15 protein-coding genes are annotated in these 17,954 nt (G+C 59.9%); 4 read left to right on the top strand and 11 right to left on the bottom strand.

Features of this window, described 5'->3' with window-relative positions; translation table 11 throughout:
* Positions 1–226: 226 nt before the first annotated feature.
* The 7 genes from LUU92_RS17280 to LUU92_RS17250 form a co-directional block, all read right to left on the bottom strand.
* Complete coding sequence (locus tag LUU92_RS17280) at positions 227–649, bottom strand: GNAT family N-acetyltransferase (protein ID WP_071491902.1); 423 nt, start codon at positions 647–649, stop codon at positions 227–229.
* Entirely contained in the window at positions 642–1,808 is a 1,167-nt protein-coding gene (locus LUU92_RS17275; protein WP_071491901.1) for a ribosomal protein uL16 3-hydroxylase, read from the bottom strand. Before LUU92_RS17275 ends, LUU92_RS17280 begins: the two co-directional genes overlap by 8 nt.
* An 84-nt stretch (positions 1,809–1,892) precedes the next feature.
* Complete coding sequence (purB, locus tag LUU92_RS17270) at positions 1,893–3,263, bottom strand: adenylosuccinate lyase (RefSeq protein WP_071491900.1); 1,371 nt, start codon at positions 3,261–3,263, stop codon at positions 1,893–1,895.
* A 125-nt stretch (positions 3,264–3,388) separates the two neighbouring features.
* Complete coding sequence (hflD, locus tag LUU92_RS17265) at positions 3,389–4,012, bottom strand: high frequency lysogenization protein HflD (protein WP_016969254.1); 624 nt, start codon at positions 4,010–4,012, stop codon at positions 3,389–3,391.
* Positions 4,009–5,133: a tRNA 2-thiouridine(34) synthase MnmA gene (mnmA, locus tag LUU92_RS17260; RefSeq protein WP_222541560.1), complete on the bottom strand. Its 1,125-nt coding sequence runs from the start codon at positions 5,131–5,133 to the stop codon at positions 4,009–4,011. Before mnmA ends, hflD begins: the two co-directional genes overlap by 4 nt.
* Positions 5,134–5,192: 59 nt before the next feature.
* Positions 5,193–5,639: an NUDIX hydrolase gene (locus tag LUU92_RS17255; protein ID WP_071491898.1), complete on the bottom strand. Its 447-nt coding sequence runs from the start codon at positions 5,637–5,639 to the stop codon at positions 5,193–5,195.
* 225 nt (positions 5,640–5,864) lie between these two features.
* Positions 5,865–8,090 carry an NADP-dependent isocitrate dehydrogenase gene (locus LUU92_RS17250; RefSeq protein WP_222541561.1) on the bottom strand — a complete coding sequence of 742 codons (2,226 nt, stop codon included), beginning with the start codon at positions 8,088–8,090 and terminating at the stop codon, positions 5,865–5,867.
* Between the two features lie 493 nt (positions 8,091–8,583).
* Between LUU92_RS17250 and icd the strand changes: the two genes are divergently transcribed.
* Complete coding sequence (gene icd, locus LUU92_RS17245) at positions 8,584–9,840, top strand: NADP-dependent isocitrate dehydrogenase (RefSeq protein WP_257102390.1); 1,257 nt, start codon at positions 8,584–8,586, stop codon at positions 9,838–9,840.
* A 76-nt stretch (positions 9,841–9,916) separates the two neighbouring features.
* Here icd and cspD read toward each other — a convergent pair whose 3' ends face one another.
* The gene (gene cspD / locus LUU92_RS17240; protein ID WP_306459255.1) at positions 9,917–10,183 is read right to left on the bottom strand and encodes a cold shock domain-containing protein CspD; all 267 of its coding nucleotides are present in this window, start codon (positions 10,181–10,183) and stop codon (positions 9,917–9,919) included.
* Positions 10,184–10,401: 218 nt separating this feature from the next.
* On the opposite strand from cspD, the gene clpS reads away from it, so the two are divergent.
* On the top strand, positions 10,402–10,770 hold the full coding sequence (gene clpS, locus LUU92_RS17235; RefSeq protein ID WP_071491895.1) for an ATP-dependent Clp protease adapter ClpS: 369 nt from the start codon (positions 10,402–10,404) through the stop codon (positions 10,768–10,770).
* A gap of 29 nt (positions 10,771–10,799) precedes the next feature.
* Positions 10,800–13,070, top strand: a complete 2,271-nt coding sequence (gene clpA, locus LUU92_RS17230; RefSeq protein WP_071491894.1) for an ATP-dependent Clp protease ATP-binding subunit ClpA — start codon at positions 10,800–10,802, stop codon at positions 13,068–13,070.
* A gap of 183 nt (positions 13,071–13,253) precedes the next feature.
* On the opposite strand, the gene infA is transcribed toward clpA, so the two are convergent.
* From infA to aat, 3 genes are all read right to left on the bottom strand, one after another.
* Positions 13,254–13,472 (bottom strand): translation initiation factor IF-1, encoded by a 219-nt coding sequence (infA, locus tag LUU92_RS17225; protein WP_002553999.1) that lies wholly within the window; start codon positions 13,470–13,472, stop codon positions 13,254–13,256.
* A gap of 100 nt (positions 13,473–13,572) precedes the next feature.
* Positions 13,573–14,280, bottom strand: a complete 708-nt coding sequence (locus LUU92_RS17220) for an arginyltransferase (RefSeq protein WP_071491893.1) — start codon at positions 14,278–14,280, stop codon at positions 13,573–13,575.
* Between the two features lie 55 nt (positions 14,281–14,335).
* Entirely contained in the window at positions 14,336–15,016 is a 681-nt protein-coding gene (aat, locus tag LUU92_RS17215) for a leucyl/phenylalanyl-tRNA--protein transferase (RefSeq protein WP_257102389.1), read from the bottom strand.
* Between the two features lie 500 nt (positions 15,017–15,516).
* Here aat and LUU92_RS17210 point away from each other — a divergent pair, with 500 nt between their 5' ends.
* Positions 15,517–17,925, top strand: coding sequence for a DNA translocase FtsK (locus LUU92_RS17210; RefSeq protein WP_071491891.1), 2,409 nt, complete (start codon positions 15,517–15,519; stop codon positions 17,923–17,925).
* Positions 17,926–17,954 lie beyond the last annotated feature (29 nt).

Below are 17,954 nucleotides of genomic sequence, written 5' to 3'. Positions count from 1 at the left end.
CCGTTATCTCTGCGAGTCAAAGGCTGGATAGTGCCAGTTTGTCGGCCTGGCAGGTCGCAAATTGAATCGTAGACGGCAAAATGCCCTGGCAGTGCAGGGCATTTATGGTGCTGCTGATATCGCTTTCGCAGGCAAGCCAGCTCCCACATTTGACCGCATTCCAAGGAGTGTACTCGGTCAAGTGTGGGAGCTGGCTTGCCTGCGATGCAGGCGACGCGGTGTCGGATCAGTCCCCGCGCACCATATCCACATGCGGAATCCCGACCTCAAGAAATTCGTCACTGACGATCTTGAAGCCCAGCCGCTCATAAAACGGTGCTGCATACACCTGCGCACTCAGGAACTGCCTGGTCTGGCCACGTTGTTCGGCCACGCCAATCACCGTTTCCATCAGCTTGTCGCCGACCTTCAGCCCGCGCCAGTCCTTGAGGACCGACACGCGGCCAATCTCGCCGCTGGGTAGCAGGCGGGCGGTACCGATCGGAAAATCACCTTCGAATGCAAGGAAATGCACTGCGCCGGCGTCGTCCGCGTCCCACTCCAGCTCCGGTGGAACCGATTGTTCAGCGATAAACACCGCTTCACGAATGCGCCGAATCTCGGCGATATCCTTTTGCCAGTCCGCGACACTTACGTGAATCCTATTCATCGGCAAATCCCAGGCTTCCTTGCTTGACCAATTCACACAGCAGGTCGCGACCGTCTTCGTCTGCCAGCCATTCGCCCAGGTTCTCGCTGTGCAGCGCATCGGCCGAACACACCAGCTTCAGCAGTTCACGCAGCTTGCCCGGCAGGTAACGGCTCTGGCCACTGGCAAACAGCAATACATCGTCGTCCACTTCGGACCAGGCCAGGCGCGCACTCGGGTTGCGCACCAGGATCGCACCGTCCTGCAGGCTGTTGAGGAAGTCGTCTTCGCCCAACTCTTCGCCGGCCACCAGTTCAGGATAGCGCGGTTCGGTCATGAACTGGCCGAACCAGGTCAGCAGCATGCGCTCGTCGCTCATGTGCTCGGCCAGCAGGCTCTTGAGGCGGTCCAGGGCGTCGCTCTGGATCTGGTGCGGGTCGCTGACCGGCTGGGCGTCAGCGTCGGTATAGCGCTCTTCGTCGGTCAGGTACTGGCTGAGGAAGTCGGTGAAGTGGGTCAGCACTTCGGCCGCGCTCGGTGCACGGAAGCCCACGGAATAGGTCATGCAGTCGTCTTCGGCAATGCCGAAGTGCGCCAGGCGCGGCGGCAGGTAAAGCATGTCGCCCGGTTCCAGGACCCACTCGGCGCTTTCTTCGAATTCGGCGAGGATACGCAGGTCGGCGTGCTGCAGCAGCGGGCTTTCGGAGCTGCACATCTGGCCGATCTTCCAGTTGCGCTTGCCTTGTGCCTGCAGCAGGAACACGTCGTAGTTGTCGAAGTGCGGGCCAACGCTGCCGCCCGGTGCGGCGAAGCTGATCATCACATCGTCGATGCGCCAGCTCGGCAGGAAGCGGAACTGCTCCAGCAACTCGGCCACTTCCGGCACGAACTGGTCGACCGCCTGTACCAGCAGGGTCCACTCGCGCTCGGGCAGGGTGCTGAAGGCATCTTCGGCGAACGGGCCGCGACGCAGCTCCCACGGGCGCTCACCATGCTCGATCACCAGGCGCGACTCGACTTCTTCTTCCAGCGCCAAGCCGGCCAGTTCGTCGGCGTCGATCGGGCTTTCGAAATCAGGGATGGCCTGGCGGATCAGCAGCGGTTTTTTCTGCCAGTAGTCGCGCAGGAATTCCCGTGCCGTGATGCCGCCCAGAAGTTGAAGAGGGATATCAGGATTCATGTGTAACCTATTGAAAAAAAGCACTTTTCAGACTGGAATAAAAACGCCCGGCGCGGCCGGGCGTCTCAAAGGGTCTTGCGATGATCAGATGCGCTTGGCTTGCTCTACAGCGTTGCCAATGTAGTTGGCCGGGGTGAGCAGTTTCAGCTCGGCCTTGGCGGCGGCTGGCATGTCCAGGCCGTCGATGAAAGTTTGCAGTGCTTCAGGGCTGATGCCCTTGCCGCGCGTCAACTCTTTGAGCTTCTCGTACGGGTTTTCGATGTTGTAGCGGCGCATCACGGTCTGGATTGGTTCGGCCAGGACTTCCCAGCATGCGTCCAGGTCAGCGGCGATCTTCTGCTCATTGAGCTCAAGCTTGCTGATGCCCTTCAGACTGGCTTCGTATGCGATCACGCTGTGAGCGAAGCCCACCCCGAGGTTGCGCAGCACGGTGGAGTCGGTCAGGTCGCGCTGCCAGCGGGAGATCGGCAACTTGCTGGCCAGGTGCTGGAACAGGGCGTTGGCGATGCCGAGGTTGCCTTCGGAGTTTTCGAAGTCGATCGGGTTGACCTTGTGCGGCATGGTCGACGAACCGATTTCACCGGCAATGGTGCGCTGCTTGAAGTAGCCCAGGGAGATGTAGCCCCAGATATCGCGATCGAAGTCGATCAGGATGGTGTTGAAGCGCGCAATGGCGTCGAACAGTTCGGCAATGTAGTCGTGCGGTTCGATCTGCGTGGTGTAGGGGTTGAAGCCCAAGCCCAGCTCGTCTTCGATGAAGGCGCGGGCGTTGGCTTCCCAGTCGATCTCCGGGTAGGCCGACAGGTGGGCGTTGTAGTTGCCTACGGCGCCGTTGATCTTGCCCAGCAGCGGTACGGCGGCGACTTGAGCGATCTGGCGCTCCAGGCGGTACACCACGTTGGCCAGTTCTTTGCCCAGGGTGGTCGGCGACGCCGGCTGGCCGTGGGTGCGCGACAGCATCGGCACGTCGGCAAAACGGATGGCCAGTTCGCGGATGGCATTGGCGGTCTGGCGCATCAGCGGCAGCATCACGTCATCACGGCCTTCGCGCAGCATCAGGGCGTGGGACAGGTTGTTGATGTCCTCGCTGGTGCAGGCAAAGTGGATGAATTCGCTGACCTGGGCCAGTTCCGGCAGCTTGGCCGCTTGCTCTTTGAGCAGGTATTCGATGGCTTTTACGTCGTGGTTGGTGGTGCGCTCGATCTCCTTCACACGCTCGGCGTGCTCCAGGGAGAAGTTTTCCGCCAGAGCGTCGAGCACAGCGTTGGCTTGCGCGGAAAACGCCGGCACTTCGCTGATGGCGGGGTGAGCGGCCAGGCGCTGGAGCCAGCGCACTTCAACCAGTACGCGAGCACGGATCAGGCCGTATTCGCTGAAAATAGGGCGCAGGGCCTGGGTTTTGCCGGCGTAGCGGCCGTCTACAGGGGAAACCGCAGTGAGCGAAGAGAGCTGCATGGGGTGTTCTCGGACAGTCGGGCAACGAAATGGGGCGCGTATCATACATGAAAAAATCCGCCGGTCCGTTGCCAACTGACCGGCGTATTACGCGTAACGGCTTGAAAATGGCCTGCTGCTGCGACTTATTCGTTGCGCATCAACGGGTAAAGCTCTTTGAGCAATTTGCGACGGCTGATCACCAGCTGCCAACGATGACCACCCAACTGGCGCCACAACCGCGCCGAGCGAATACCGGCCAGCAGCAGGGCGCGGATTTTCGAAGCGTTGTTCGGTTGCTGCAGGTTGCGCATGTCGCCGTGGACCTGGATCCGCTGGCGCAAGGTGCTCAAGGTGTCCTGGTACAGCGCGCCACAGGCCGCGATCACGTTTTCGTGGGCCGGGCCGAAGTGTTCCACCTGGGACTGGATCTGCGGCAGGCGTTTGCCGATGGTTTCCAGCATGTCTTCGCGCTTGGCCAGTTGACGCTCCAGGCCGAGCATCGACAGGGCGTAGCGCAACGGCTCGCGTTGCAGGGTGCTGGGGTCGCGCTCCAATGCGCCGATCAGTGCGCGATAACCTTCGCGCAGCGCCAGGTCGTCGCCGCCGTAGACCTCCAGGGTGTCCTTGGGGTCGCGGATCAGCAGGCTGCCGAGCATGCAGGTCAGGCCGGCCTCGGTGACCTGGCCGGTCTTGGCAATCTTGTCCACCAATACCGCGGCGAGGAACACCCCGCCCAGTGCCGTCAATTGCTCCTGGGTCGGGCTCATGCCTTCTGGCTCCAGGCTTCGGCGATTTCAATCACGCCGCCGCCCAGGCAGATTTCGCCGTCGTAGAACACCACGGACTGGCCAGGGGTGACCGCGCGTTGCGGGTCATCGAAGGTGGCGCGGTAGCCGGTGGCGGTTTTTTCCAGGGTGCACGGCTGGTCACTCTGGCGATAGCGCACTTTGGCGGTCAGGCGACGTGGCGTGCTCAGGTCGATCGGGTTGACCCAATAGATTTCCGAAGCGAGCAGAGCGCCGGAGAACAACAGCGGGTGCTCGTTGCCCTGGCCGACGATCAGCACGTTGTTTTCCAGGTCCTTGACCAGCACGTACCACGGCTCTTCACCGGCGTCTTTCAAGCCGCCGATGCCCAGGCCCTGGCGCTGGCCGATGGTGTGGTACATCAGGCCATGGTGACGGCCGATGACGTCGCCTTCGGTGGTGCGGATCTCGCCCGGTTGTGCCGGCAGGTATTGCTTGAGGAAGTCGCTGAAGCGGCGCTCGCCGATAAAGCAGATGCCGGTGGAATCCTTCTTCTTGGCGGTAGCCAGGCCGTGTTTCTCGGCGATCCTGCGCACTTCGGGTTTTTCCAGCTCGCCTACCGGGAACAGGGTCTTGGCGATCTGTTCGCCGCCGACGGCGTGCAGGAAGTAGCTCTGGTCCTTGTTCGGGTCCAGGCCCTTGAGCAGTTCGGTGCGGCCATCGATGTCGCGGCGGCGCACGTAATGGCCAGTGGCGATCAGGTCGGCGCCAAGCATCATGGCGTAGTCGAGGAACGCCTTGAACTTGATCTCGCGGTTGCACAGGATGTCTGGGTTGGGCGTGCGACCGGCCTTGTATTCGGCCAGGAAGTGCTCGAACACATTGTCCCAGTACTCGGCGGCAAAGTTGGCGGTGTGCAGCTTGATGCCAATCTTGTCGCACACGGCCTGGGCGTCCGCCAGGTCGTCCATGGCGGTGCAATATTCCGTTCCATCGTCTTCTTCCCAGTTCTTCATGAACAGGCCTTCCACCTCATAACCCTGCTCCATGAGCAGAACGGCGGAAACGGAAGAGTCCACGCCGCCGGACATGCCGACGATGACGCGCTTCTTTTGTGTGTCAGAAGGGGCTGGATCACGCATAGGGTTTCAACGGGTGTCTTGAAAAAGGACGCGATTCTATCAGGCTCAGGCCTTCAAGGCTAAAGAGAAGGGCGGATCAATTCGAGACTGTGGCAGTGGCCGGCCAGATAATCATCGATACAGCGGATGATCAGCTCGCTGCGCCAGTCGTCGCGCAGGTCCATCAGTTCGTCGCGGGTCAGCCAGCGGGCACGCAGGATACCTTCGTCGAGTTGATAGTCGGGGTGGTGTTTCAGGGCCTTGGCGATGAAGCAGACACGTTGGTAGGTCACGCCGTTGCTGGGGGCGGTGTACAGGTAGATGCCGACGATGCCGGTGGCTTCGACGTCCCAACCGGTTTCTTCGAGGGTTTCGCGGACTGCGGCTTCGGTGAGGGTTTCGTGCGGGTCGAGGTGGCCGGCGGGCTGGTTGAGCACGGCGCGGCCGCCCTTGAGCTCTTCGACCATCAGGAAGCGGCCGTTGTCTTCGACGAGGGTGGCGACAGTGATGTGGGGTTGCCAGGTCATGGTTGCCTCTGGATTTAAGATGCGGTGCTGTCCTGGAACAGGATAACAGTCAGTGTGGGAGGGGGCTTGCCCCCGATGAGGGCGTGTCAGTTGATCTATCTGTGCCTGACCCACCGCTATCGGGGGGCAAGCCCCCTCCCACATTTTGATTGGGTTTTCTCAGCAAAAAAGCACATAAACAGAAACCCCGGCACAGGGCCGGGGCTTGTTTGCATCCTTACAACCTTACTTCAACTTGGCAATCGCCGCATTGAGGGTGTTGCTTGGGCGCATGGCCTTGCTGGTCAGCTCCGGGTTCGGCGCGTAGTAGCCGCCGATGTCCACTGGCTTGCCCTGGACGGCGTTGAGCTCGGCAACGATGGTTGCCTCGTTCTCGGTCAGGGTCTTGGCCAGTTCGCCGAACTGCGCTTGCAGTGCAGTGTCTTCGGTCTGGGCGGCCAGGGCTTGAGCCCAGTACAGCGCCAGGTAGAAGTGGCTGCCGCGGTTGTCGATGTTGCCGACTTTACGCGATGGCGACTTGTTGTTGTCGAGGAACTGGCCGGTGGCCTGGTCCAGGGTCTTGGACAGGACCAGGGCCTTCGGGTTGTTGTACGTCACACCCAAATGCTCGAGGGACGCAGCCAGGGCCAGGAACTCGCCCAGGGAATCCCAGCGCAGGAAGTTCTCTTCCACCAGTTGTTGTACGTGCTTCGGCGCCGAACCGCCGGCACCGGTTTCGAACAGGCCACCGCCGTTCATCAGCGGCACGATGGACAGCATCTTGGCGCTGGTGCCCAGTTCCATGATCGGGAACAGGTCGGTCAGGTAGTCGCGCAGAACGTTGCCGGTCACCGAGATGGTGTCCAAGCCCTTGCGGGTGCGCTCCAGGGTGAACTTCATCGCGTCGACCGGCGACATGATGCGGATGTCCAGGCCTTCGGTGTTGTGGTCTTTCAGGTAAGCCTGAACCTTCTCGACCACGACGCCGTCGTGTGCACGCTGAGGGTCCAGCCAGAAGATGGCCGGGGTGTTGCTGGCGCGGGCACGGTTGACGGCCAGTTTGACCCAGTCCTGGATCGGCGCGTCTTTGGTCTGGCACATGCGGAAGATGTCGCCGGCTTCGACTTTCTGTTCCATCAGCAGGTTGCCCTTGCTGTCGGTGACGCGGACTACGCCGTCAGCCTTGATCTGGAAAGTCTTGTCGTGGGAGCCATACTCTTCGGCTTTCTTCGCCATCAGGCCGACGTTCGGCACGCTGCCCATGGTGGTTGGGTCGAAGGCGCCATTGGCCTTGCAGTCTTCGATGACCGCCTGGTAGATGGTGGCGTAGCAGCGATCCGGGATCACCGCCTTGGTGTCGTGCAGTTGGCCGTCGGTGCCCCACATCTTGCCGGAGTCACGGATCATGGCCGGCATCGAGGCGTCGACGATCACGTCGCTCGGCACGTGCAGGTTGGTGATGCCTTTGTCGGAGTTGACCATCGCCAGGGCAGGGCGAGCCGCGTAGACGGCCTGGATGTCAGCTTCGATCTGCGCTTGCTGCTCGGCCGGCAGGGCCTTGATGCGCGCGTACAGGTCGCCGATGCCGTTGTTCAGGTTGAAACCGATCTGCTCCAGCACGGTGGCGTGCTTGGCCAGGGCGTCTTTATAGAACTCGGCAACGATCTGGCCGAACATGATCGGGTCGGAGACCTTCATCATGGTGGCTTTCAGGTGGACCGACAGCAGCACGCCTTGTTTCTTGGCGTCTTCGATTTCAGCGGCGATGAACGCACGCAGGGCTTTCTTGCTCAGCACGGCGGTGTCGATGATTTCGCCGGCCTGTACCGAGGTCTTTTCCTTCAGGACGGTGGCGGTGCCGTCCTGGGCGATCAGCTCGATTTTGACAGCATCAGCGCCTTCGATCTGTACGGCTTTTTCGCTGCCGTAGAAGTCGCCATTGCTCATGTGGGCGACGTGCGACTTGGAGTCGGCAGCCCAGGCGCCCATTTTGTGCGGGTGCTTGCGTGCGTAGTTCTTGACCGACAGCGGTGCGCGGCGGTCGGAGTTGCCTTCGCGCAGTACCGGGTTCACGGCGCTGCCCTTGACCTTGTCGTAACGTGCGCGGGTTTCTTTTTCCGCGTCGGTGGTTACGGTTTCCGGGTAGTCCGGCAGGGCGTAGCCCTGGGCCTGCAGTTCCTTGATCGCGGCTTGCAGCTGCGGGGTCGAGGCGCTGATGTTAGGCAGTTTGATGATGTTGGCTTCAGGCGTAACGGCCAGGTCGCCCAGTTCGGCGAGGTGGTCCGGGATAGCCTTGGCACCCAGTTGCTCGGGGAAGCTTGCGAGGATGCGCGCGGCGAGGGAGATGTCGCGGGTTTCCACGGCAATATCAGCGGAAGCGGTGAAGGCCTCTACGATAGGCAGCAGTGAATAGGTGGCGAGGGCCGGGGCTTCGTCGGTGAAGGTGTAGATGATCTTCGAGCGGGTGGGCATATTCGGATTAACTCTCTTCTTTGCTGAAAGCGTGCGCAGAAACTCGAGATGCGCCGGGTGGAGCGCGTTCGTTCAAAGTCATCCATGAGCGAAATGTCGAGGTTTCTTCGCGGTGATGTTGGGTTGCATCAGTCGAGCGTCAAGCGGGTGGACTATTGTAATAGTCCTGCTTTGTAGCGGAAGGCTGTGTTCTAGAGCGGTCCGCCGTCGTGACTCTTTGGTCAGCGGCGGCATTATACATAGGTCGCTATGCTTACGCCGAGCCTTCATACAAAAGGTGTGTCGTCCATTGGTCTAAAGGTCGCAGGTACCTGATTGCGACGAAAGTCGCACGATGTGCTCAAGATTGGCGATTTTGCCTTTGCTTTCAGGCTTGTAGGCGACAAATTATGCTGTTTTCGATGCAAATGAGCATGGCGCGAGGTTTCAGTCGCCATTTATCTGGAGTAGGCTCGAACGCAGCCAGATGTTCAATCCATAGATGGAGTTCAGCATGGGATACAAGAAGATTCAGGTTCCGGCAGTCGGCGACAAAATCACCGTCAATGCAGACCATTCTCTCAATGTTCCTGACCAACCGATCATCCCTTACATTGAAGGTGACGGTATCGGTGTCGACATCAGCCCGGTGATGATCAAGGTAGTCGACGCCGCTGTTCAAAAGGCCTACGGCGGCAAGCGCAAGATCTCCTGGATGGAGGTTTATGCTGGCGAGAAAGCAACTCAAGTCTACGACCAGGACACCTGGCTGCCCCAGGAAACCCTGGATGCGGTCAAGGATTACGTGGTCTCCATCAAGGGCCCGCTGACCACCCCGGTGGGTGGCGGCATCCGTTCGCTGAACGTGGCCCTGCGCCAGCAACTCGACCTGTATGTGTGCCTGCGCCCAGTGCGCTGGTTCGAAGGCGTGCCCAGCCCGGTCAAGAAGCCTGGCGACGTGGACATGACGATCTTCCGGGAAAACTCCGAAGATATTTACGCCGGTATCGAGTGGAAGGCAGGTTCGCCTGAAGCGATCAAGGTGATCAAGTTCCTCAAGGAAGAAATGGGCGTGACCAAGATCCGTTTCGACCAGGATTGCGGAATTGGCGTGAAGCCGGTCTCGAAGGAGGGTACCAAGCGCCTGGCGCGCAAAGCCCTGCAATATGTAGTGGATAACGACCGCGACTCGCTGACCATCGTGCACAAAGGCAACATCATGAAGTTCACCGAAGGTGCCTTCAAGGAATGGGCCTATGAGGTAGCGGCTGAAGAATTTGGTGCGACGCTGCTGGATGGCGGTCCATGGATGCAGTTCAAGAACCCCAAGACTGGCAAGAATGTGGTGGTCAAGGATGCTATCGCCGACGCCATGCTCCAGCAGATCCTGTTGCGTCCGGCTGAGTATGATGTGATCGCCACCCTCAACCTGAACGGCGACTACCTGTCTGATGCCCTGGCGGCGGAGGTGGGGGGGATCGGTATTGCGCCGGGTGCCAACCTTTCGGATACCGTGGCGATGTTCGAGGCGACCCACGGTACTGCGCCGAAGTATGCGGGCAAGGATCAGGTCAACCCGGGTTCGCTGATTCTGTCGGCAGAGATGATGCTGCGCCACATGGGCTGGACCGAGGCGGCGGATTTGATCATCAAGGGCACTAATGGCGCGATTTCTGCCAAGACTGTGACTTATGACTTCGAGCGTCTGATGGACGGCGCCACGCTGGTGTCTTCGTCTGGCTTCGGTGATGCGCTGATCTCGCACATGTAAGCGACAGGGGTAAGAAAACCGGCCACACCGTAAACGGGATGGCCGGTTTTTTATTGGGCGCCTGCTCGGTAGCTGATCAGGCTAATTGCTCTTTTGATTTTTGAGCGACGCCCTCTCTGGCTGTGCCGATGGTGACTGGCGCACTGATTTCGATCGCGTGCTTGCCTTTGGGCCCCTGAATAATGTCAAAGGAGACCGGCTGCCCAGCTTTCAGCGTTTTATAACCTTCCATTTTGATCGCTGAGTAATGCGCAAAAAGGTCTTCATCCTTGCCGTCTTCAATAATGAAGCCGTACCCTTTGGCATTGTTGAACCACTTGACCTTACCGCTTGCCATACCCATATCCCTCTGCACCAGACTCCATCACTGGAGTATCATCCAGTTTATCCGTCCTAACCCGAATAAATAAGGTTGACTGCGCGGACCTTTTTTACCCACTGTGGGTTCTATTGGTTGTAACACCGTTTCGCCGATAGTCAAGGCGACCAGTCGGTCAGAGTTGAAATTCTGACAGGTCGCCCCCACCACTGTATTTGAACCACTGACGAACCTTTCTTTCCATGCATGCAAACAGCCAGATTCGACTAACATTCAATCAGGATCGACCGGATCAGCAACATGATGACGACGGTTCTGCAGGCATTGCTGTTCAGGAGGCCAAGCCTGCTCTACAGGCGCCGCCGATGTACAAGGTGGTTTTGTTCAATGATGACTACACACCGATGGATTTCGTGGTCGAAGTGCTCGAGGTGTTTTTTAACCTGAACCGCGAGTTGGCGACCAAGGTAATGCTGGCCGTTCACACAGAAGGACGGGCAGTATGTGGAGTGTTTACCCGCGACATCGCCGAGACAAAGGCCATGCAGGTCAACCAGTACGCCAGGGAAAGCCAGCATCCGCTACTCTGTGAAATCGAGAAGGACGGTTAACGCCGACCACTTGGGTATGAGGTGAAGCTATGTTAAACCGCGAGCTCGAAGTCACCCTCAATCTTGCCTTCAAGGAGGCTCGTTCGAAGCGTCATGAGTTCATGACCGTCGAACACCTGCTGCTGGCACTTTTGGATAACGAAGCTGCCGCCACCGTTCTACGTGCGTGCGGCGCCAACCTCGACAAACTCAAGCATGACCTGCAGGAGTTTATCGACTCCACAACGCCACTTATTCCAGTCCACGATGAAGACCGTGAGACCCAGCCAACCCTGGGCTTCCAGCGGGTGCTTCAGCGTGCCGTGTTCCATGTTCAGAGCTCCGGTAAGCGTGAAGTCACGGGCGCCAATGTGCTGGTGGCGATTTTCAGCGAACAGGAAAGCCAGGCAGTGTTCCTGCTCAAACAGCAGAGCGTTGCCCGTATCGATGTCGTCAACTACATCGCCCACGGTATCTCCAAGGTGCCCGGGCACGGCGATCATTCCGAGGGTGAGCAGGATATGCAGGACGACGAGGGCGGTGAGTCTTCTTCTTCGGGCAATCCACTGGATGCCTATGCCAGTAACCTCAACGAACTGGCGCGCCAGGGGCGGATCGATCCGCTGGTGGGGCGTGAGCTCGAGGTTGAGCGTGTCGCGCAAATCCTCGCGCGTCGTCGCAAGAACAACCCGTTGCTGGTGGGCGAGGCAGGCGTGGGTAAAACCGCGATTGCCGAAGGCCTGGCCAAGCGCATCGTGGATAACCAGGTGCCGGACCTGCTGGCCAACAGCGTCGTCTACTCCCTTGACCTGGGCGCCTTGCTCGCCGGGACCAAGTACCGTGGCGACTTCGAGAAGCGCTTCAAGGCGCTGCTCGGTGAGCTGAAAAAACGCCCGCAGGCGATCCTGTTCATCGACGAAATCCACACCATCATTGGTGCCGGTGCAGCCTCCGGTGGGGTGATGGACGCCTCCAACCTGCTCAAGCCGCTGCTGTCGTCGGGTGATATACGCTGCATCGGCTCGACCACGTTCCAGGAATTCCGTGGCATCTTCGAGAAAGACCGTGCCCTGGCACGTCGCTTCCAGAAGGTCGACGTGTCCGAGCCTTCGGTAGAGGACACCATCGGCATCCTGCGCGGGCTCAAGGGGCGCTTCGAGGCGCACCATGGCATCGAGTACACCGATGAAGCCCTGCGTTCAGCCGCTGAGCTGGCGTCGCGCTACATCAATGACCGGCACATGCCGGACAAGGCCATCGACGTAATCGACGAGGCCGGTGCCTACCAGCGTCTGCAGCCGGTCGAGAAGCGTGTAAAACGCATCGACGTGCCGCAGGTCGAGGATATTGTGGCGAAGATCGCGCGGATTCCGCCAAAACACGTCACCAGTTCCGACAAGGAGCTGCTGCGTAACCTGGAGCGCGACCTCAAGCTGACCGTGTTCGGTCAGGATGCGGCCATCGACTCGCTGTCCACCGCGATCAAGCTGTCGCGTGCAGGCCTCAAGTCGCCGGACAAGCCGGTGGGTTCGTTCCTGTTTGCCGGCCCGACCGGTGTCGGCAAGACCGAAGCGGCCCGGCAACTGGCCAAGGCCATGGGTATCGAGCTGGTGCGGTTCGACATGTCCGAATACATGGAGCGTCACACCGTGTCGCGCCTGATCGGCGCGCCTCCGGGTTATGTCGGTTTCGACCAGGGCGGCCTGTTGACCGAGGCGATCACCAAGCAACCGCATTGCGTGCTGCTGCTCGATGAAATCGAGAAGGCCCACCCTGAAGTCTTCAACCTGCTGCTGCAGGTGATGGATCACGGGACCCTGACCGACAACAACGGGCGCAAGGCGGATTTCCGCAACGTGATCGTGATCATGACCACCAACGCCGGTGCCGAAACGGCCGCGCGGGCTTCCATTGGCTTCGCGCACCAGGATCACTCGTCCGATGCGATGGAAGTCATTAAGAAGAGCTTCACGCCTGAGTTCCGCAACCGCCTGGACACCATTATCCAGTTTGGTCGCCTCAGCCATGAGGTTATCAAGAGCGTGGTGGACAAGTTCCTCACCGAGCTCCAGGCGCAGTTGGAAGACAAGCGCGTGCAGCTGGAGGTCACGGACGCGGCGCGCAGCTGGCTGGCCGAAGGCGGCTACGATGCGGCAATGGGCGCACGCCCAATGGCGCGTCTGATCCAGGACAAGATCAAGCGGCCGCTGGCCGAAGAGATCCTGTTTGGCGAGCTTTCCGACCATGGTGGCGTGGTACACATCGACCTGAAGGATGGCGAGCTGACCTTCGAGTTCGAAACCACGGCTGAAATGGCCTGATCGATAGCTACGGGCGTCAATGTGGGAGGGGGCTTGCCCCCGATAGCAGTGTTTCAGTCGCTACATGAGTGACTGATCTACCGCTATCGGGAGCAAGCCCCCTCCCACATTGGTTTGTGGCACTTGGTAAATAGCGCACACACAAAAACGCCCGGCATAACCGGGCGTTTTGTATTGACTTGCTTAGCGAGCGCGGTAAGTGATGCGCCCTTTGCTCAAGTCATAGGGCGTCAGCTCGACGCGCACTTTGTCACCGGTAAGAATACGAATGTAGTTCTTGCGCATCTTGCCGGAGATATGCGCGGTTACGACGTGCCCATTTTCCAACTCCACACGAAACATGGTGTTGGGCAGGGTGTCGACGACAGTGCCTTCCATTTCGAAGCTGTCTTCTTTCGACATGCAGTAAAGCCCTCGGTATCCAGTGAATGGCCCGGTGCAACTGCGCCAGGCAAAAGCGGCGTGCATTGTGCCCGAAAAAGGGTGTTCAAGCCAAGGGGTTCTAGTTAAGCACGACCCATCTTTGATTAATCAGCAGTTCAATGGGCCGATATTGGGTCTTGTAGTTCATCTTTTTGCAGTTCTTGATCCAGTAGCCGAGGTACACCGCCTCCAGTTCCTGGCGCAAGGCTTCGCCAATTTGCCAGAGGATCGCAAAGCGTCCCAGGCTGCGGCGTTCTTCGGCGGGTTCATAGAAGGTGTAGACCGCCGACAGGCCGTTAGGCAACAGATCGGTCACCGCGACAGCCACCAGCCGACCGTCCGCACGAAATTCGTAGAAGCGCGAGAAGGGCAGGTCGCGGACCAGGAACGTGGAAAACTGATCGCGGCTGGGCGGGAACATATCGCCGTCAGCGTGGCGTTGCTCGATGTAGCGCTGGTAAAGGTCGAAATATTCTTCGGTGAAGCGCGGCTTGGCCGACGTCACCGTCAGGTCGGCGTTGCGTTTGAGGATGCGTTTCTGGTTGCGGTCCGGTAGAAACTGCGCAACGGGGATGCGTGCGGGCACGCAGGCATTACAGTTCTGGCAATGCGGCCGGTACAGATGATCGCCACTGCGCCGAAACCCCATCTCCGACAGGTCGGCATACACATGCACGTCCATAGGCTGGCTGGGGTCGAGGAACAGCGTGGTGGCCTGCTCGTCGGGCAGATAGCTGCAAGAGTGGGGTTGAGTGGCATAAAACTTCAAACGCGCCAACTCGGTCATGATCAACCCTCGGATAAGCTTTGAAATAAGTGTAAGCCAGGAGCGCGGATGTCGCCTAGGAAACCCACGGTCCGGCGTTGGGCTGGTCCAGATGGTCGTGCAGGAACCCTGCGAAGTCGCTGCGGGATATGGCGCGGGCACCCAGGCTGTGCAGGTGATCGTTGGGCATCTGGCAGTCGATCAGCACAAAGCCCCAGGCCTGCAATTGATGGGTCAGCGTGGCAAAGCCGAATTTCGAAGCGTTGTCGGCGCGGCTGAACATGGACTCACCAAAAAACAGCTGGCCCATTGCGAGGCCGTAGAGGCCGCCTACCAGTTCACCTTTGTCCCAGACCTCCACCGAATGCGCGTAGCCGCGCTGGTGCAGTTCCAGGTAGGCGCTCTGGATGCCTTCGGTGATCCAGGTGCCAGCGGCATGGGCGCGTGGCGCCGCGCAGGCCTGGATAACGGCGGCGAAGTCCTGGTCGAAGGTCACGCTGTAGCGCTGTTGGCGCAACAGTTTGCCCAGGCTGCGCGATACATGCAGTTCGTCGGGGAATATCACGGTGCGTGGGTCGGGCGACCACCAGAGAATCGGTTGGCCCTCAGAAAACCAGGGGAAGCAGCCGTGACGGTAGGCTTGGATCAGCCGTTCGGCGCTGAGATCACCGCCGGCGGCGAGCAAGCCATTGGGTTCGCGCATGGCCTTGGCCAGTGGGGGGAAAGTCAGTGAATCGCGTTGTAACCAGGTCAGCATGGCATCCAGGCTTTACGGAAGGGGAGGGGAGTGGCAGGAATGACACCTGCGGCGGCAGTGCTGATTATTGTCGACCTGGCGCCATCGGACCAGCCCGAATCGGGCATTAAGGTGGATTAGCGTGAGCAGGTGTTTCTGCAACTCTATGCCGGGGGCGTGGTCGTAATCGGGTCTGTTCCATGCAGGCCATTTGCCAAGCTTGCCTTGATTGGTAAAAACAGCTCATAAGCCTTTGTCAGCAAAGACAATGCATGCTCAAATTGAACATCTTGTGACACACAATTGGCTATGCTGCTGGAAGAGCGCCAAGCGGCGTGGCATCAGGGACACAAACCCGTACAATGCGGCCATTGTGGCGTTATCGTCATTTCATCCAGCAATAGTCCGGTGTTAAACAGTAGATTCAACGACGCTCGTTCATTTTTTCAGCTGCTCGGATTGGGCAGTATTTGCAGTCATTCAACAGATGGACGCGCTAAAGGCGCAGGAAAAGACCCGTTTTGAAGAAATCCGCCGCAACACCTAAAGCAGCAGTCGTGCCGGCCTGGCGCCAGCACCTGCATTATCGCCTCAAGGAAGGTGCGCTGATCGCGATCGGCGCGCTGTGCCTGTTCCTGATGATGGCCTTGCTGACCTATGGCAAGGACGATCCGGGCTGGAGCCACAACAGCAAGATCGAAGACGTGCAGAACTTCGGTGGCCCTGCCGGTTCCTACAGCGCCGATATCCTGTTCATGGTGCTGGGTTACTTCGCCTATATCTTTCCGTTGCTGCTGGCGATCAAGACCTGGCAGATCTTCCGCCAGCGCCATGAGCCGTGGCAGTGGAGCGGCTGGCTGTTCTCCTGGCGTCTGATCGGCCTGGTGTTCCTGGTGTTGTCCGGCGCGGCGCTGGCGCATATCCATTTCCATGCACCCACCGGCCTGCCGGCGGGCGCCGGTGGTGCGCTGGGCGAAAGCCTCGGCGACCTGGCGCGCCGGACCCTGAATATCCAGGGCAGTACCCTGATGTTCATCGCCTTGTTCCTGTTCGGCCTCACCGTGTTCACCGACCTGTCCTGGTTCAAGGTGATGGACGTGACCGGCAAGATCACCCTCGACCTGCTGGAGCTGTTCCAGGGCGCCGCCAATCGCTGGTGGGCGGCCCGTGTCGACCGCAAGCGCATGGTCGCCCAACTGCGTGAGGTCGACACCCGTGTCAACGAAGTGGTGGCCCCGAGTACACCGGACCGGCGTGAGCAGGCCAAGGTCAAGGAACGCCTGATCGAACGCGAACAGGCCTTGAGCAAGCACATGTCGGACCGCGAGAAGCAGGTGCCGCCAGTGATTGCTCCCGCGCCGCCCAAGCCGGCCGAACCAAGCCATCGCGTACAGAAAGAGAAACAGGCGCCGTTGTTCATCGACAGCGCCGTCGAAGGCACCTTGCCGCCGATCTCGATCCTCGACCCGGCCGAAAAGAAACAACTCAACTATTCGCCGGAGTCCCTGGCGGCCGTCGGCCACCTGCTGGAAATCAAGCTCAAGGAATTCGGCGTCGAAGTATCGGTGGACTCCATCCATCCCGGCCCGGTGATCACCCGTTACGAAATCCAGCCGGCCGCCGGTGTGAAGGTCAGCCGCATCGCCAACCTGGCGAAAGACCTGGCCCGCTCCCTGGCCGTGACCAGCGTGCGCGTGGTGGAAGTCATTCCCGGCAAGACCACCGTGGGTATCGAGATTCCCAACGAAGACCGCCAGATCGTGCGCTTCTCCGAAGTGCTGTCGACGCCCGAGTACGACAACTTCAAGTCGCCGGTCACCCTGGCCCTGGGCCATGACATCGGTGGCAAGCCGGTGATCACCGACCTGGCGAAGATGCCCCACCTGCTGGTCGCCGGTACCACCGGTTCCGGTAAGTCGGTAGGGGTGAACGCGATGATCCTGTCGATCCTGTTCAAGTCCGGCCCGGAAGACGCCAAGCTGATCATGATCGACCCGAAGATGTTGGAACTGTCGATCTACGAAGGCATTCCACACCTGCTGTGTCCGGTGGTCACCGACATGAAGGACGCCGCCAACGCCCTGCGCTGGAGCGTTGCCGAGATGGAGCGCCGCTACAAGCTGATGGCGAAGATGGGCGTGCGTAACCTGTCGGGCTTCAACGCCAAGATCAAGGAAGCCCAGGAACGCGGCGAGACCATCGACGATCCGTTGTACCGGCGCGAAAGCATTCACGACGAAGCGCCAAAGCTGACCAAGCTGCCGACCATTGTGGTGGTGGTCGACGAATTCGCCGACATGATGATGATTGTCGGCAAGAAGGTTGAAGAGCTGATCGCGCGTATCGCCCAGAAGGCCCGTGCCGCCGGTATTCACTTGATCCTTGCCACCCAGCGGCCGTCGGTGGACGTGATCACCGGCCTGATCAAGGCCAACATCCCGACGCGCATGGCGTTCCAGGTGTCGAGCAAGATCGACTCGCGGACCATCATCGACCAGGGCGGCGCCGAACAACTGCTCGGCCACGGCGACATGCTCTACATGCCGCCGGGCACCAGCCTGCCGATCCGGGTGCACGGCGCCTTTGTTTCCGACGATGAAGTGCATCGTGTGGTGGAAGCCTGGAAACTGCGCGGCGCACCGGAGTACAACGATGACATCCTCGCCGGTGTGGAAGAAGCCGGCAGCGGCTTCGATGGCGGCAGCGGCGGTGGCGACGATGATGCCGAGACCGATGCGCTGTACGATGAAGCCGTGGCGTTCGTGCTCGAAAGCCGTCGAGCCTCGATTTCCGCGGTGCAACGCAAGCTGAAAATCGGCTACAACCGTGCCGCTCGTATGATCGAAGCCATGGAAAACGCTGGCGTCGTGACCGCAATGAACACCAACGGCTCGCGTGAAGTCATTGCCCCCGGGCAGATGCGCGACTGATCCCGCGCCGCGTGACAGCACGCGGCGCG

The organism is Pseudomonas extremorientalis, assembly GCF_024584605.1.
Lineage (GTDB): Bacteria > Pseudomonadota > Gammaproteobacteria > Pseudomonadales > Pseudomonadaceae > Aquipseudomonas > Aquipseudomonas extremorientalis.
Note: the sequence above shows the minus strand (reverse complement) of the source record. Positions and strands in the feature narration are given on the sequence as shown.

Coding starts and splice junctions, on each gene's coding strand:
- clpS (WP_071491895.1), top strand. CDS start 10,402: ATGCATGCAAACAGCCAGATTCGACTAACATTCAATCAGGATCGACCG.
- LUU92_RS17220 (WP_071491893.1), bottom strand. CDS start 14,280: ATGACCGAGTTGGCGCGTTTGAAGTTTTATGCCACTCAACCCCACTCT.
- LUU92_RS17255 (WP_071491898.1), bottom strand. CDS start 5,639: ATGACCTGGCAACCCCACATCACTGTCGCCACCCTCGTCGAAGACAAC.
- aat (WP_257102389.1), bottom strand. CDS start 15,016: ATGCTGACCTGGTTACAACGCGATTCACTGACTTTCCCCCCACTGGCC.
- mnmA (WP_222541560.1), bottom strand. CDS start 5,133: ATGCGTGATCCAGCCCCTTCTGACACACAAAAGAAGCGCGTCATCGTC.
- infA (WP_002553999.1), bottom strand. CDS start 13,472: ATGTCGAAAGAAGACAGCTTCGAAATGGAAGGCACTGTCGTCGACACC.
- cspD (WP_306459255.1), bottom strand. CDS start 10,183: ATGGGTATGGCAAGCGGTAAGGTCAAGTGGTTCAACAATGCCAAAGGG.
- clpA (WP_071491894.1), top strand. CDS start 10,800: ATGTTAAACCGCGAGCTCGAAGTCACCCTCAATCTTGCCTTCAAGGAG.
- purB (WP_071491900.1), bottom strand. CDS start 3,263: ATGCAGCTCTCTTCGCTCACTGCGGTTTCCCCTGTAGACGGCCGCTAC.
- LUU92_RS17275 (WP_071491901.1), bottom strand. CDS start 1,808: ATGAATCCTGATATCCCTCTTCAACTTCTGGGCGGCATCACGGCACGG.
- LUU92_RS17250 (WP_222541561.1), bottom strand. CDS start 8,090: ATGCCCACCCGCTCGAAGATCATCTACACCTTCACCGACGAAGCCCCG.
- hflD (WP_016969254.1), bottom strand. CDS start 4,012: ATGAGCCCGACCCAGGAGCAATTGACGGCACTGGGCGGGGTGTTCCTC.
- icd (WP_257102390.1), top strand. CDS start 8,584: ATGGGATACAAGAAGATTCAGGTTCCGGCAGTCGGCGACAAAATCACC.
- LUU92_RS17280 (WP_071491902.1), bottom strand. CDS start 649: ATGAATAGGATTCACGTAAGTGTCGCGGACTGGCAAAAGGATATCGCC.